The sequence below is a fragment of the Cupriavidus sp. SK-4 genome (assembly GCF_000611125.1).
Taxonomy (GTDB): Bacteria; Pseudomonadota; Gammaproteobacteria; order Burkholderiales; family Burkholderiaceae; genus Cupriavidus; species Cupriavidus necator.
Map to the genome: position 1 here is coordinate 1 of NZ_JFJW01000116.1, position 14,551 is coordinate 14,551.

At 65.7% G+C, this 14,551-nt stretch carries 14 protein-coding genes and 1 pseudogene; 5 read left to right on the forward strand and 10 right to left on the reverse strand.

All coding sequences use genetic code 11. The features are described from left to right. Positions 1 to 84 precede the first annotated feature (84 nt). Both CF68_RS24430 and CF68_RS24435 read right to left on the reverse strand, forming a co-directional pair. Positions 85 to 354 carry a Txe/YoeB family addiction module toxin gene (locus tag CF68_RS24430; RefSeq protein ID WP_035823823.1) on the reverse strand — a complete coding sequence of 90 codons (270 nt, stop codon included), beginning with the start codon at positions 352 to 354 and terminating at the stop codon, positions 85 to 87. Continuing rightward, complete coding sequence (locus tag CF68_RS24435) at positions 351 to 614, reverse strand: type II toxin-antitoxin system Phd/YefM family antitoxin (RefSeq protein WP_035823825.1); 264 nt, start codon at positions 612 to 614, stop codon at positions 351 to 353. Before CF68_RS24435 ends, CF68_RS24430 begins: the two co-directional genes overlap by 4 nt. A gap of 116 nt (positions 615 to 730) precedes the next feature. Here CF68_RS24435 and CF68_RS24440 point away from each other — a divergent pair, with 116 nt between their 5' ends. After that, entirely contained in the window at positions 731 to 1,960 is a 1,230-nt protein-coding gene (locus tag CF68_RS24440) for a molybdopterin-dependent oxidoreductase (protein WP_035823982.1), read from the forward strand. Between the two features lie 10 nt (positions 1,961 to 1,970). Further along, entirely contained in the window at positions 1,971 to 2,249 is a 279-nt protein-coding gene (locus CF68_RS24445) for a cytochrome c (RefSeq protein ID WP_013952938.1), read from the forward strand. 96 nt (positions 2,250 to 2,345) lie between these two features. Here CF68_RS24445 and CF68_RS24450 read toward each other — a convergent pair. Beyond that, positions 2,346 to 2,504, reverse strand: a pseudogene (locus CF68_RS24450) (Txe/YoeB family addiction module toxin); the annotation flags it as partial. Positions 2,505 to 2,609: 105 nt separating this feature from the next. Between CF68_RS24450 and chrA the strand changes: the two are divergent. Beyond that, entirely contained in the window at positions 2,610 to 3,839 is a 1,230-nt protein-coding gene (gene chrA, locus CF68_RS24455; RefSeq protein WP_035823831.1) for a chromate efflux transporter, read from the forward strand. Positions 3,840 to 3,876: 37 nt separating this feature from the next. Here the strand turns inward: chrA and CF68_RS24460 are convergent, their stop codons facing one another. The 7 genes from CF68_RS24460 to CF68_RS24490 all read right to left on the reverse strand — a co-directional run bounded on the left by CF68_RS24460 (position 3,877) and on the right by CF68_RS24490 (position 12,591). Further along, positions 3,877 to 5,256: a YncE family protein gene (locus CF68_RS24460; RefSeq protein ID WP_035823834.1), complete on the reverse strand. Its 1,380-nt coding sequence runs from the start codon at positions 5,254 to 5,256 to the stop codon at positions 3,877 to 3,879. Between the two features lie 36 nt (positions 5,257 to 5,292). Beyond that, on the reverse strand, positions 5,293 to 5,739 hold the full coding sequence (locus tag CF68_RS24465) for a DUF305 domain-containing protein (RefSeq protein WP_035823836.1): 447 nt from the start codon (positions 5,737 to 5,739) through the stop codon (positions 5,293 to 5,295). Between the two features lie 113 nt (positions 5,740 to 5,852). Further along, positions 5,853 to 6,671, reverse strand: coding sequence for a hypothetical protein (locus tag CF68_RS24470; protein WP_035823838.1), 819 nt, complete (start codon positions 6,669 to 6,671; stop codon positions 5,853 to 5,855). 118 nt (positions 6,672 to 6,789) lie between these two features. Next, entirely contained in the window at positions 6,790 to 7,989 is a 1,200-nt protein-coding gene (ampC, locus tag CF68_RS24475; RefSeq protein ID WP_035823840.1) for a class C beta-lactamase, read from the reverse strand. A 160-nt stretch (positions 7,990 to 8,149) separates the two neighbouring features. After that, positions 8,150 to 10,846 (reverse strand): alpha-ketoglutarate dehydrogenase, encoded by a 2,697-nt coding sequence (gene mdeB / locus CF68_RS24480; RefSeq protein ID WP_035823843.1) that lies wholly within the window; start codon positions 10,844 to 10,846, stop codon positions 8,150 to 8,152. 158 nt (positions 10,847 to 11,004) lie between these two features. Next, positions 11,005 to 11,484 carry an Lrp/AsnC family transcriptional regulator gene (locus CF68_RS24485; protein WP_010809356.1) on the reverse strand — a complete coding sequence of 160 codons (480 nt, stop codon included), beginning with the start codon at positions 11,482 to 11,484 and terminating at the stop codon, positions 11,005 to 11,007. Positions 11,485 to 11,652: 168 nt separating this feature from the next. After that, complete coding sequence (locus CF68_RS24490) at positions 11,653 to 12,591, reverse strand: LysR family transcriptional regulator (protein WP_035823845.1); 939 nt, start codon at positions 12,589 to 12,591, stop codon at positions 11,653 to 11,655. A gap of 166 nt (positions 12,592 to 12,757) precedes the next feature. Here CF68_RS24490 and CF68_RS24495 point away from each other — a divergent pair, with 166 nt between their 5' ends. Both CF68_RS24495 and phnC read left to right on the forward strand, forming a co-directional pair. Beyond that, positions 12,758 to 13,522 (forward strand): SDR family oxidoreductase, encoded by a 765-nt coding sequence (locus tag CF68_RS24495; protein ID WP_035823848.1) that lies wholly within the window; start codon positions 12,758 to 12,760, stop codon positions 13,520 to 13,522. Between the two features lie 127 nt (positions 13,523 to 13,649). Next, entirely contained in the window at positions 13,650 to 14,504 is an 855-nt protein-coding gene (phnC, locus tag CF68_RS24500) for a phosphonate ABC transporter ATP-binding protein (RefSeq protein ID WP_035823850.1), read from the forward strand. Positions 14,505 to 14,551: the final 47 nt, after the last annotated feature.

The following is a 14,551-nucleotide window of genomic DNA, read 5'->3' on the forward strand; positions in this document are numbered from 1 at the left end:
GAAGGGACGACCTTTCAAAACCGGCTGGACAATGCTTGTAGCGGCAAAGTTGTAATGTCCGGTTCTGGCTAAGTTCAAATTGAGCTACTTGTCGCCGTAGTGCAGCCGACAGGCGATGATGGTCAATTCGTCGTCGTTGGCGAAATACACCAGGCGGTTGGCATCGTCGATGCGCCGCGACCAGTAGCCCGACAGGTTGCCCTTCAGGGGCTCGGGCTTGCCGATGCCTTCGAAGGGCTCGCGCTGCGTGTCTTGGATCAGCGCGTTGATGCGTTTGAGCGTTTTCTTGGCCTGGCTCTGCCAGTAGAGGTAGTCCTCCCAGGCGTCAGGCATGAAAGTCGGCTGGCGCGTCATTCAGCGTCGGGGTCGATCAGGTCGTGCTTCTCGGCCTTGCCGGCGCGGTGCTGCGAAATCGAGCGCATCAGGCGCGCGGCGTTGGCCGGCGAGCTGAGCAGGTGCATCGTTTCCATCCAGCTGTCGTACTGATCTTGCGACATGATGACGGCGTTGGGCGCGTCACGGCGCGTGATCAGGATTGCGTCGTGATCGTCAATGGCTTGGTCGATGACCGCCTTCAGGTTGTTGCGGGCATCCGAGAAGTGAATGGTGCGCATGGCCCCTCCCCCATATGACTTGTTCAATTACCGGTACAAGTATAGCACTGGGCTCGCTGGGCCAATGGCGCGGCATGCACTAGAGTGATGTCATGTGGACCTCGGACGGGGGCGACATGACCACACGCAGAGCGTTTCTCAAGCGCGGAGCCGGACTACTGGCCGCCGGCACTGGGCCATTGCTGCCGGCGCCGCTTTTCGCGGCGGTCGCAGACATGACGCCCGAACTGCCTGAAGGCACGCGGGAATCAGCGGTGCTGGACGCGCTGCCGGGCAAGCTGCCACTCATCAAGCGGACTTACCGGCCACCGAACTACGAAACGCCACTGGCATATTTCGGTGAGGCCTTCACCCCCAACAATGCATTCTTCGTGCGCTATCACCTCGCTTCCATTCCCGAGGTGAACGAGGCCGACTGGCGGCTGCGAATTGGCGGAGAGGCGGCCACAAGTCCGTTCGAGCTGACGCTTTCCCAACTGAAGAAGGACTTCGAGCCGTTCGAGGTGGCGGCGGTTTGCCAGTGCTCAGGCAACCGGCGGGGCCTGTTCCAGCCTCACGTGCCGGGCGTGGAATGGGGGCCAGGCGCGATGGGCAATGCAAAATGGCGCGGCGCAAGGCTCAGGGACGTACTAGCCAGGGCCGGGATCGGCAAGGACGCCGTGGAGATTGCCTTCGACGGCGCGGACAGACCCGTGATCGCGCAGACGCCGGACTTCGTCAAGAGCATACCGGCATGGAAGGCAATGGAGGAAAGCGCCCTGATCGCCTGGGAAATGAATGGCGCCCCGCTGCCGCACTGGAACGGCTACCCTGCTCGCATCGTCGTGCCCGGCTGGACCGCGACGTACTGGGTCAAGCACATCGTCTCGATCAATGCGCTGGCCAAGCCCCTGTCCGGGTTCTGGATGAACCCCGCCTATCGCATCCCCAAGGGCAAGTTTCCGCAGGTCGACCGCTTTGTCAGCCAGGAAACCGACGTCAACATGCCAATCACTGAGATGGTGGTGAACTCGCTGCTGACGAATCCGCTGCCGGGCCAGCGCATACGGCGCGGCACGGTGCTGGAGGTGAAGGGGATCGCCTGGGACGGCGGTTACGGCATCTATCGCGTGGAAGTTTCGACCGACGGCGGGCGAAGCTGGCAAGCAAGCGAGCTTGGGCCGGAGCATGGGCGCTACGCCTTCCGGCTCTTCAGCCTGCGGTTCACGCCCGGCAAGAGCGGCAAGCTTGCCGTCATGGCCAGGGCCATCAACCGCACCGGCGCCACCCAGACGTTCGAGCTGATCCACAATCCCGCGGGCTATCACCACAATGTGGTCCAGCGGGTCGAAGTCGAAATCGTGTGAGGGAGATGCCATGAAAGCCATGCTGCTCAGCCTCATCCTGGTGACGGGCAATGCGCTGGCCGATGAGGCGAGCATCAGGATCAAGGACGGTGCCGGCAAGGACAAGGTCATGGCCAACTGCATCAGCTGCCATAGCATCGACTACATCCCGATGAACTCGGTCTTCCTCGATCGCAACGGCTGGACCGCCACGGTGAATAAGATGGTCAAGGCGTTCGGCGCCCCCATCAAGGACGAAGACATCCCTCAAATCGTGGACTACCTCAGCCGGTACTATGGCAAGGGATGAGGCGGGCGAAGGCGGTCAGGAGGCGAAACGCGGCACCCATTGCTGTGGTGGCACTCAGGGCCTTCTGGCTTCCCGCCTGACGCGCAAGTGGTCAGCTTACTTGTCGCCGTCGTGGTAGCGGCAGCTGACAATGCGTAGCGCTTCATTATCCGCCGCATAGACCAGGCGGTTCGTGTCGTCGATGCGGCGCGACCAGAAGCCCGACAGGTTGCCCTTCAAGCCTTCGGGCTTGCCGATGCCCCCCGGAGGTGGTCTCGATACAATATCGAAGTTCGCTATACAAGGGCCGGCAGGCACTGGGGGCTTTGCGCCCACGGCTCGCGGAACTGGTCGATGAAACCTTAACCGAGAACACCGCCGATGCCCCCCAGCCCCGCTCAGGACACAAACCGCGCCGCTGACGCCGCAACACGTGGCACGGTTCCAGAGGTTCTTCGGACGTTCCTGAAACTTGGCCTGACTTCGTTCGGCGGCCCGATCGCGCACCTCGGTTACTTTCGCGCCGAATTCGTGGAGCGCCGCCGCTGGCTGGACGACAAGAGCTACTCGGACCTGGTCGCGCTATGTCAATTCCTGCCGGGACCTGCCAGCAGCCAGGTTGGCATGGCGCTGGGGCTGCAGCGGGCGGGCTGGCTTGGCGCGCTGGCCGCCTGGGCGGGCTTTACCCTGCCCTCCGCGATTGCACTTGTCCTGTTTGCCTTTGGCGTTGCGCGCTGGTCCGGCGTTGCGGATTCCGGGGCAGTCCACGGCCTGAAGGTGGCGGCCGTGGCGGTTGTCGCACAGGCGGTATGGGGCATGGCCAGGTCGCTGTGCCCGGACCGGCTGCGCGCGGGCATCGCGGTCGTGGCCGCGCTTCTGGTTCTCGCGGTGCCAAGTGCGGTGGGCCAGGTTGCTGCCATTGTGCTGGGTGGCCTGGTTGCGCGCGGGACCTTGCAATTGAACCATCTGCCTCCTGCCCAGCATCTCAACTACGGTGTGAGTCGCCGGGTCGGCGTTCTGCTTCTCGCGCTGTTCGGCGTGCTGCTGGTGCTGCTCCCGGCTCTTGCCGCTGTGACCGGTTCCATGGCGGTGTCGGCCGTCTCGGTCTTCTATCAGGCCGGAGCGCTGGTTTTCGGGGGTGGGCATGTCGTACTGCCGCTGCTGCAGGCTGGCGTGGTGCCCCCTGGCTGGGTCGACAATGATGCATTCCTGGCGGGCTACGGTGCAGCACAAGCTGTTCCGGGCCCCCTGTTCACCTTTGCCGCGTACCTCGGGGCGCTCTCCCCCGCGCCATTGGGTGGATGGGTGGGCGCGCTGGTACTGCTTCTCGCGATCTTTGCGCCGGCGTTTCTGCTGGTGGCCGGCGCATTGCCATTCTGGGAAAGCCTGCGCCAGCGCGATGGGGTGCAGAGCGCGATGGGTGGCATCAATGCATCCGTGGTTGGCGTCTTGGCCGCCGCGCTGTACGACCCCGTATGGACCAGCGCGATTCACTCGAAGGCGGATTTCGGCCTGGCGCTGGCGGCCTTCGGCCTGCTCGTCTACGGCCGCGTGTCCCCCGTGCTGGTGGTGGCTGGCGCGGCGCTGGGCGGATGGATCCTGGCGCTCTAGCCGGGGATCCGCCAACCCAGGTCACCAGGGGCTCAACTCACGGCACGCTCACCAACACCGCCGTAGCCGGATCCGCCGCCGCATCGCCCTCCATGACGATCAGCTTCGCTGGGGTGGCGCTCTTTGGCGAAAGCGTCGTCACGACTTCGCGCAGCGGGCCAATGGCGGTGCCATTGGCCATGCCGGCCGCATTGGTGCGGAAGCTTGCCACGGGCGTGGCCTGTCCTGCGACATAGACGCTGTAGGTGGTTTGCGGCTTCAGCTTGAACAGGGATACTTCCAACGCGTCGACAACACCGAGATTGCGCGCAACCACAAAGCCCTTGGCATCGCCATTGACCGGCCTGAGGGCGATGTTGACCGGATCGCTGTTCGCTCTCGGCACAAGGTTCGCGGTCCCTTCGCCGCCTGGCACGGCGTTGGAGACATAGACCAGTGCCTGCGGCGCCTGGCCCACCGGCACGCGGCTCATGACCTGGTTCGTTGCGGTGTCGATCACGTCCACGGCGTCGCCGTTTTCCAGGCCGACATAGATGCGTGAACTGTCGTCGGCAGCCCAGATGCCGTGCGGCAGCGCGCCGACCGGAATGGTCGCGGCCAGCCGCGGTTCGGTCTCGGTTGTGAATACCTTGACCACGTTTTCGCCGCCCACCGTCACATAGGCGAACGTGCCGCGTGCAGTCCTGGCAAAGGCAAGGTGATTGGTGATGAAGCCGGTGTCGAAGACGCCCTTCACTTCCAGTTTTTCGGTGTCGATGCGGGTAACCTTGCCCACGTCCTTGTGCGTCATCCATACCTCGCGGAAGTCCGGCGTGAACTGCAGGAACGGTGAAAACGGGCTGGTGACATTGAGCCGCTTGACCACCTTGTGTGCCTTGACATCGATGACATCCACCACGGGGTTGAAGCTGGAGACTACGAAGGCGAGCTTGCCGGCAGGATGGAACAGCACCATGCCCGGCCCTGCCGTGGTCTGGATGCGGCGGGTTTCCCGGAACGTCACCGGGTTGATGACGGAGATATAGTCTTCGCCGCGGACGACTACCCACACCTCTTTTCCATCCGCGGTAAAGAAGCCCTCATGCGGTGAGCGGCCGATATAGGCAATGCCCTTGACTTTGTTGGTTGCGGTATCGATGAACGCGACGGAATTCGAGCCGTTCGAGATCGCGATCAGGGTCCGATGGTCAGGCGAGAAGCCAAGACCATGGACATTGAGCTCGCCCTTGTATAGCGGCGACAGCACGTCCGGCCGCGCGTTGCCGAGGCGGATCTGCCCAAGCAAGGTGTTGCTCACCGGATTGATCACTGAAACGGTGTTGCTGTTCTGGTCAGCGGTATAAACGCGATCCTGTGGCTGCGGCGCGGCGACTGCGAGAGGTGCGGCCACGGCAAGGATAAGGGCATGTCTTTTCATGAGTCGGTCCTGATGCGGGCGGTGTATGTCCGTGGGTTAGCGAGGATTGGCGGCGCCAGGTGTCCTGGCCTGGCTGCGCTGGAGCCAGGCTTGCATCAGGCGAATCTCATTTTGCTGCTCGGTGATGATGCCCTGGGCAAGATTGCGCAGCTCCGGGTCCTTGCCATACAGCAGCAGCGCCTTGGCCATGTCGATCGCGCCCTGGTGGTGCGGAATCATCATGGTGACAAAGTCGTGGTCGGGGATGCCGTTCATGGCTGCCTGCGCCATGCCGTGATCCATCACGGCCATGGCGTCACCCATCAGGCTGGAAAACGGCTTTGCGGTGCTGGCGACAAAGGGCGGCGGTGCCTGCCCCGGGGTGGTTTGGTGATGCCGGTGGGCATCCTGGGCTGGCGCGGCAAAGCTTGCAGCCCATAGGAACAGCGCCGGCACGATGCGTGCCGCAGTGCCGACGCCATTGCGTGGGGTTCTCCGTTGCATTGCAGGGTCTCCTGTTTTCCGGGCCTGGCGTTCGCCGGCGGCCGGGGGATTACCTGCGTATACACGCGGGGCGCGTGAACTATTCCATGGAGAACCGGATATTTTTGCGGCCGCTAGCCGTTGGGGTACGCCGCCGCGATAGCCATGGCGCGCAGCCTCTGCACCTGGGCGGACATGTCGTGCAGCAGGTAGAGGTCGCGCCGACGCGTCCAGGACTGGCCCGATTGCGCGTCGTATTCGCCAGGCATTTCCACACCTTCCGGGGCAAAGGCATTCATGCCGCGGTCGCGCGAGGTCAGCACGCAGCGCTTGACGTGGTCACGGAAACCAATGACCCCCACTACCCCCATGCCGGCGGCATTGTTCTGTTCGAGTTCCACCACCTTTGCGGCAACGCCATCGGTGCTCAGGTAGGTGATGCTGCCATCCGGATTGGTCACCGGCTCGATCGATACCATATCGGTCAGGCCGTACTTGGACTTCAGGAAGCGCGCAATCTCCCACTGCGCGTAGACCTTTACCGGGTGCTGCTGATAGATGGCATGGACGGTGTCGGCGAGCCTTTCATTGACGGGGCCCGGGTCCGGCAGTGCGGCCTGGTTCCCGCCATTGGTCGGCGTGTTGCCGCTTTGCGCGTTCGGCCGGTTGCCGAACCCGTACGCCACGATGCGGTTCAGCCGGGATACCGCGATGGTCGGAGGCTGCCAGGTGAGCGCAAAGTCCAGCACGTGGGGCGAGATCTGCTCCGCAGCTGCGGTGTCTTTAAGCTGAACCGCCAGGCGCGCGTTCATCTGGCGCTGCAGTTCCGTATCGGAGATCGCGGCAGGTGCGTCGGCGGCATTACCGTCCCCGCAGGCGCTCAGGATGGTGGTGGCGATCGGGGCCGCAATGGCCGCGGAGGTGGATGCAAGGAAACGGCGGCGTTCAAGCATGAGTGGACTTCATCGGATAAGAATCAGGGCGACGATGCCTTGCCGGATCAACCGGCAAGAGCGGTCCAGGCAGCTTGCCTGGGCAACGTGTCGCCTTGATGAAGGGCGTGCCCTCCCCTTACCGGCTGCCGGCCCCTGCTGGCACACCGTCCAGTACCGCCAGTATCCGAAACGCTGCCTTTACCCGCTCCGGCACCGGGAAGTTCTTGTTCGCCAGCATCACGATGCCAATCCGCTTCGCCGGCACAAAGACCACGTAGGCGCCAAAGCCATTGGTCGAACCGGTCTTGTTGACCAGCACATCGGCGGGCGATGACAGCGGCGGCTCCAGCCGGCTCACCGGGTTCGCCTCGAGCACGACCTGCGGTGAACTGCCGGCCAGCACGCTGTCGACCCGGGTGGGCCAGGCGTACATTTCCCAGCCCAGCCCCTGCACCATGTCTCCGACCTTGAAGTATCCGGTGTGCGTCCCGGCAATGGCACGCCGCAGCTTGTCGTCCAGGCCGGCGCTGTCGATGTTGGCTTCGACGAAGCGGATCATGTCAGCCGCCGTGGTTTTCACGCCGTAGGCTTCGGCATCCAGCACGCCGGGCGCCACCCGGACCGGCTTGCCGTCTTTCGAATAGCCATAGGCATAGTCGCCCATGCGCGCTTTCGGCACCCTGATGTAGGTGTGGGCCAGGCCCAGCGCCGGGAACAGCGTCTTCTCCATCAGGTCATCGAAGGGCTGGCCCATGCTGCTGGCAGCCAGGTAGCCGAACAAGCCGATGCTGGGATTCGAATACTGGCGATGGGTGCCGGCGGCATATCTGGGGCGCCAGCCCCGGAAATAGTCGAGCATCGACCTGGTGTCAGTGACCGCATCCGGAAACTGCAGCGGCAGCCCGCCGGCTGCATAGGTGCCAAGATCGAGCAGGCTGGTCGCGCCCAGGCTGCTTCCCGCGAGCGCCGGCAGGTATTTCCCGGCAGGGTCGGCCAGAGACAGGGCGCCGCGGGCCTGTCCATAGGACGCAAGCGTCGCGGTGAAAGTCTTGCTGACCGAGCCGATCTCGAAGAGCGTGTCGCCGTCGACCTTGCGCCCGCCCGCCTTCGCCGCGACGCCGTAGTTGAAGACGTAGCGCTTGCCGCCGGCCGTGACGGCAACGGCCATGCCGGGGACGCCGTGTGCCGCCATCAGGGGGCGGATGGCATCGTTCACAGCGCGTTCTATCTGGCGTTGGCCGACACTGTCGGCGGCACTGGCATTGGCCGCGAAGAGGCTGCAAGCCATCGCGATGGTGGCGATGGTGGCGATGGTGGCAACAGGAATCCGTTTCATATCCGACTTTGCGATCATGCTGGGGGGCGACGCGAGTCCGTGGTGACACGGGCGCGCAACTGGAGCGGCTGTAGATGAAAAAGCTTAACAGCCGCAGCCGGAGCATGTGGAGTCCCGCACCGGTTCGCCCCGCCGGGCCTGCAGGGCGAACCGGGGGATATCAGAGCGAGGACGGCGCAGGCTTGTCCGTGTCGATGCCATAGCGCGCGATCGCCTCGGCCACCACCGACGCCGGCACCGTGCCCTGCGCCGCAAGCGCGCGCAGCGCGGCCACGCAGACATAGGCGCGATCGACCTCGAAGAAGCGGCGCAGCGACGGCCGGTTGTCGCTGCGGCCATAGCCATCGGTGCCCAGCACCGTGAAGGGGGCCGCCACATAGGGCGCAATCAGCTGCGGATAGGCGCGCACGTAGTCGGTGGCCGCCACCACCGGGGCGTCGCCGGCCAGCAGCGCTTCCACATGGCTGGGGGCGATGCTGTCCTGCGGGTGGTGCAGGCGCTGCCGCGCGGTCTCGCGTGCCTCGCGCTCCAGCTCGGAGAAGCTGGTGACGCTGAACACCTCGCTGTCGACCTGCCAGTCCTCGGCCAGCATCCGCGCCGCGGCCTCCACCTCGCGCAGGATGGTGCCGCTGCCGAGCAGCCGCACCCGGGCGCGCCCGCCCCCTTCCACCTGCGCAAGCCGGTACATGCCGCGCACGATGTCGCGCTCCACGCCGGCCGGCATCGACGGCTGGGCGTAGTTCTCGTTCATCACGGTCAGGTAATAGAACACGTCCTCCTGCCGCTCCATCATCGCGCGCATGCCCTCGTCGACGATCACCGCCAGTTCATAGGCATAGGCCGGGTCATAGGCGCGGCAGTTCGGGATGGTGGCGGCAATGATGTGGCTGGTGCCGTCCTGGTGCTGCAGCCCTTCGCCCGACAGCGTGGTGCGGCCGGCCGTGGCGCCCACCAGGAAGCCGCGCGCACGCTGGTCGCCGGCGGCCCAGATCAGGTCGCCGATGCGCTGGAAGCCGAACATCGAGTAGTAGATATAGAGCGGCAGCATGGCCGTGCCATGGGTGCTGTAGGCAGTGCCCGCGGCAATCCACGACGACATCGCACCGGCCTCGGTGATGCCCTCTTCCAGGATCTGGCCGCGGATGTCCTCGCGGTAGTACAGCATCGAGCCGGCGTCCTCGGGCTCGTACAGCTGGCCCTGCGATGAGTAGATGCCGACCTGGCGGAACAGGCTGGCCATGCCGAAGGTGCGCGCCTCATCGGCAACAATGGGCACCACGCGCGGGCCGAGTGTCTTGTCCTTGAGCAGGCCGGTCAGCATGCGCACCATCGCCATGGTGGTCGACATTTCCTTCTGCTCGGCTGCCACCGCGAACTGGCCGTATTGCGCCAGCGGCGGCACCGGCACGGCGTCGGCCTGGCGCCGGCGCGCCGGCAGGTAGCCGCCCAGGGCCTGGCGGCGCTCGCGCAGGTAGCGCAGCTCAGCGCTGTCCTCCGCAGGGCGGTAGAAACGCATCGATTCCAGGTCCTCGTCGGACAGCTCCAGGCCGAAGCGGCTGCGGAACGCCTTCAGCGCCTCGATGTCGAGCTTCTTCTGCTGGTGCGTGGTGTTCTGCGCCTGGCCGGCATTGCCCATGCCATAGCCCTTGATGGTCTTGGCCAGAATCACCGTGGGCTGGCCCTTGTGCGCGCGTGCCGCGGCAAAGGCCGCATGGAGCTTGCGCAGGTCATGCCCGCCGCGGTTCAGCGCCGCCACCTCATCCGGCGTCATATGGGCGACCAGCGCCTTCAGCGCTTCGTTCTGGCCGAAGAAGTGCTCGCGCCCGTAGTGGCCGTCCTTGGCCTTGTAGGTCTGGAACTGGCCGTCCATGGTCGAGGCGAAGGCGCGCAGCAACGCGCCGGAGTGATCGCGCGCAAAGATCGGATCCCAGGCGCTGCCCCACAGCACCTTGATCACGTTCCAGCCCGCGCCGCGGAACAGCGCTTCCAGCTCCTGCACGATCTGGCCGTTGCCGCGCACCGGCCCGTCCAGGCGCTGCAGGTTGCAGTTGATGACGAAGGTCAGGTTGTCGAGCTTCTCGCGCGCCGCCAGCGGCAGCGCGGCGATCGATTCGGGCTCGTCCATCTCGCCGTCGCCGAACACGCCCCACACATGCCGGCCCGAGGTGGCCTGCAGGCCACGGTGCTCAAGGTAGCGCATGAAGCGCGCCTGGTAGACCGACTGGATCGGGCCCAGCCCCATCGAGCCGGTCGGGAATTGCCAGAAGTCCGGCATCAGCCAGGGGTGCGGATACGAGCACAGGCCCTGCCCGCCCGCCTCGCGGCGGAAGTTGTCGAGCTGGGCTTCGGACAGGCGCCCTTCCAGGAAGGCGCGCGCGTACACGCCCGGGGCCGAGTGCGGCTGGAAGTAGACCAGGTCGCCGCCGTTGCCGGCATCGGCGCCCTGGAAGAAGTGGTTGAAGCCGACCTCGAACAGGTCCGCCGCCGAGGCATAGCTGGAGATATGCCCGCCCAGCTCACCGTAGGCCTGGTTGGCGCGCACCACCATGGCAAGGGCATTCCAGCGCACGATGCCGGTGATGCGCTCTTCCATCGCCAGATCGCCGGGATAAGGCGGCTGGCGCTCGACCGGGATGGTGTTCAGGTAAGGCGTATTGCTCTGCGCCGTGTTCGACACGCCCAGCGCGGGCGCGGCATCGAGCAGCCGGCTGAGCAGGAAGCGCGCGCGCTCCTGCCCGCATTGCGCCACCACTGCCTCCAGCGCGTCCAGCCATTCGCGCGTCTCTTGCGGATCGTCGTCGCTCTCGGGCATGGCCTGGGCGAGCAGGCGGGCGTGTGGGGAGGCAAGGTCGGTCATGGGGAAGTCTCCAATGGGTTTTGCCCCATTCTATGGAGAGCCCTCCCGCATGAGGTGCTGAAGTTGACTGCCTATCCGGCAGGTGGCAGCACAATCCACTGCTGAATGGTGAGGCGGCGGCATATCCCACGCCGGACGCCGGGCGGCGCCTTGCCCGGCTAGCGCGGATTGCGCAGCGGCAACGCTGTGTCGTACATCACTTGCTTGAGTGCGAAGCTGCTGCGGATGTTGGCGACGCCGGGGATGCGCGTGATCTCGTCGACGATCAGCCGCTCCACTGCCTGGACGTCGGCCACCACGGCGCGGATCAGGTAGTCCGCGTCGCCCGTCATCAGGTAGCACTCCATCACGTTGGGCAGCGCGCGCACGGCGCGTTCAAAGGCATCGAGCCCCTCGCGCGCCTGCCGCTCCAGCGACACGTGGATAAAGACGTTGACGTTGAGGCCAAGCTTCTGCGGATCGAGCAGCGTCACGCGCTGCCGGATGATCCCGCGCTGCTCCAGCGCGCGCACGCGCGCCAGGCACGGCGACGGCGAGAGGTTGACGCGCGCGGCCAGCTCGACGTTGGTCAGGCTGGCGTCGCGCTGCAACGCCTCGAGGATCCGGATATTGATTTCATCCAGTTCGGGTTCCTGCATGGGGTTCCTGTATGGCCGGCTCGATGTGAAGTGCATGGCGCCCTGCCTCCTTGCGGAAACGGGGCGCCGGGCAGAGCACTAGAATACAGGCCGCGCGACGCGGGCGGCAATCTTCCAGCCTTGCGGGGCCGCCACATGGCGCTCATGGAACCCGGCCAGCGGCTGGCATCAGGTTCCCACGCCCTCCCCGCGTGCCTGCACCCATGCGTCCCAGTACGGCGGACTGCCGATGGCCGTGCGCACGCACTCCGCAAACGCGCGCAGCCGCGCCGACACCCGCCGGCCTTCCGGGTGGGCGATATAGATGGATTCCGGCTCGGCCCGCAGGCCGACATCGATCACGGCCAGCGCACCCTGCCGGATGGCATCGCCGGCAATAAAGGTCGGCAACAACGCGATGCCGACTCCCGCGATGGCGGCATCGCGCATCATGTCGCCGTTGTTGACGCGCAGCGCAACGGCGGCACGGGCGATTTCGGTGCCGTCGGGGCCTTGCAGGCGCCAGTCGGCCGCGCCGCGGTTGGCGTAGAAGATGCCACGGTGCTGCTGCAGCTCCGCCAGCGTTGCCGGCGTGCCCATCTGCGCGAGGTAATCCGGGGATGCGACCAGGAGGCGGTGGCTGGGGGCAAGCTGCCATGCCACCAGGCGCGAGCTCTCCAGCGGGCCGTGCCGCACCACGGCGTCATAGCTGTCGGTGGCCGCGTCCACGCGGCGGTCGTCCAGGTCCAGGTCCAGGCTCAGCTCCAGTTCCGGATGCCGGGCCAGGAACGGATAGATGGCAGGCCCCAGGTGCATCCGGCCAAATGTGACCGGCGCGGAAATCCGCAACGACCCGGCCAGGGTGCCGCGCCGCTCGGCAACATCGGTTGCCGCCGCCTCCACTTCATGCAGGATGCGCGCGGCCCGCTCCAGGAAGGCGGCGCCGTCCTCGGTCAGCGACAGCCGCCGCGTGGTCCGGCGCAGCAGGTTGGCACCCATCGCCTTTTCAAGCTCGGCCAGGCGTTCGCTGACCACGGACTTGGACAAGTTGAGCCGCCTCGCGGCCTCGCTGATGGAGCCTGCCTCCACCACGGCGACAAAGCTGGCGACACCTTCTAGCTTGAACATTGTTCGGCATATCCGGAAAGTTGTTCCGCGATCTTCAGTCTAGTGCGAACCGCGCGCGGTACCCATACTGGTTTCACGAGGCAGCGGGACAGTTCCTGCTGCCCTACCCGCAAAACCGGCGCCGTCGACCAGCAAGTTGCCCCGCGCGCCAGACCGGAGATCGATCATGGGACGTTTGTCTGGAAAAGTTGCCATCATTACCGGCGCCAGTGCCGGCATTGGCCGCGCCACTGCATTGCTGTTTGCCGCCGAGGGCGCCAGGGTGGTAGTCGGTGCGCGCCGCCAGTCCGAACTGGACAGCCTGGTGGCGCAGATCCGTGACGCCGGCGGCGACGCGGTGGCGCTCGCCGGCGATGTGCGGCGCGAGGAATACGCCAGTGCGCTCGTCAAGCTGGCGGTCGAGCGCTATGGCCGCCTGGATATCGCCTTCAACAACGCCGGCACGCTCGGCGAGGGCGGGCCCAGCACCGGGGTTTCGGCTGAGGGCTGGAACGACACCCTTGCCATCAATCTCACCGGCGCATTCCTCGGCGCCAAGCACCAGCTTGCACAGATGCTGAAGGACGGCGGCGGTTCGGTCATCTTCACATCGACCTTCGTTGGCTACACCGTCGCCTTTCCCGGCGTGGCCGCGTATGCGGCAAGCAAGTCCGGCCTAATCGGCCTGACGCAGGCGCTGGCGGCCGAGTATGGGCCGCAGGGCATCCGCGTCAATGCGATCCTGCCGGGCGCCGTGGACACGGACATGTATCGCACCATGAACGACACCGCGGAATCGCAGGCGTTCATCACCAACCTGCATGCGCTCAAGCGCGTGGCCACGCCGGAAGAACTGGCGCGCTCGGTGCTGTACCTGGCATCGGACGATTCGGCTTTCGTCACCGGCACGGCGTCGCTGGTGGATGGCGGCGTCTCGATCACGCGCACCTGACCCACCGGCGCCGGCGGCCAGCACGGCTGCCGGCGCTGCCAACTGGTTTCAGCCCCTTCCGCACAAGTCATCGTTCTGTCATCCGCCCCGGCCAGAATGCGCAGGTCATTCACGTCAGGGAGTCGACATGACGCACGCAATTGAAGTCCGCGGGCTTTCCAAATCGTTCCGCGCGGACCGCAAGGCGCTTGACGATGTCACGCTGCACATCGCGCCAGGCGAGATGGTCGCCCTGCTGGGTGCATCGGGATCGGGCAAGTCCACGCTGTTGCGCCACGTGGCCGGATTCATCACGGGCGATGCCGGCGCTGGCGAAATCCTCGTCAACGGCCGCCATGTGCAGCGCAACGGCCGCCTGGCCCGCAACGTGCGCAAGGTGCGTGGCGAGATCGGGTTTGTGTTCCAGCAGTTCAACCTAGTGGGCCGTCTTCCGGTGATCACCAACGTGCTGGTCGGCATGCTGGCCCGCGTGCCCAAGTGGCGCAGCCTGCTGCGCATCTTCAAGGCCGATGAAGTCCAGGGCGGGCTCGATGCACTTGCGCAAGTTGGTATAGACGACTATGCGTTTCAAAGGGCCTCGACGCTGTCGGGCGGCCAGCAGCAGCGCGCCGCCATCGCCCGCACGCTGGTGCAGAACGCCAGCGTGATCCTGGCCGACGAGCCGATCGCCTCGCTCGACCCGGAATCGTCGCGCCGGGTGATGTCGCTGCTCAGGCAGATCAACCGCACGCGCAAGGTCGCGGTGCTGGTGTCGCTGCACCAGGTGGATGTGGCGATGCGCTACTGCCCCCGCGTGGTGGCGTTGCGCCACGGCAAAGTGGTCTATGACGGCCCCTCTGCCGCGCTCACGCCCGGCATGCTGCGCGGTCTCTACGGCACTGAAGCCGACGAGCTGCTGCTCGATTCCGTGCCCGACGAAGACGTATCCACTGCGGCCATGCCGGCACCGGCGATGGTCACGATGAACCTGGCAGCCGCCTGAACGGCCACCTGTCCAGACCACTTTCCCCCAAACCGCTTCCCAACGGA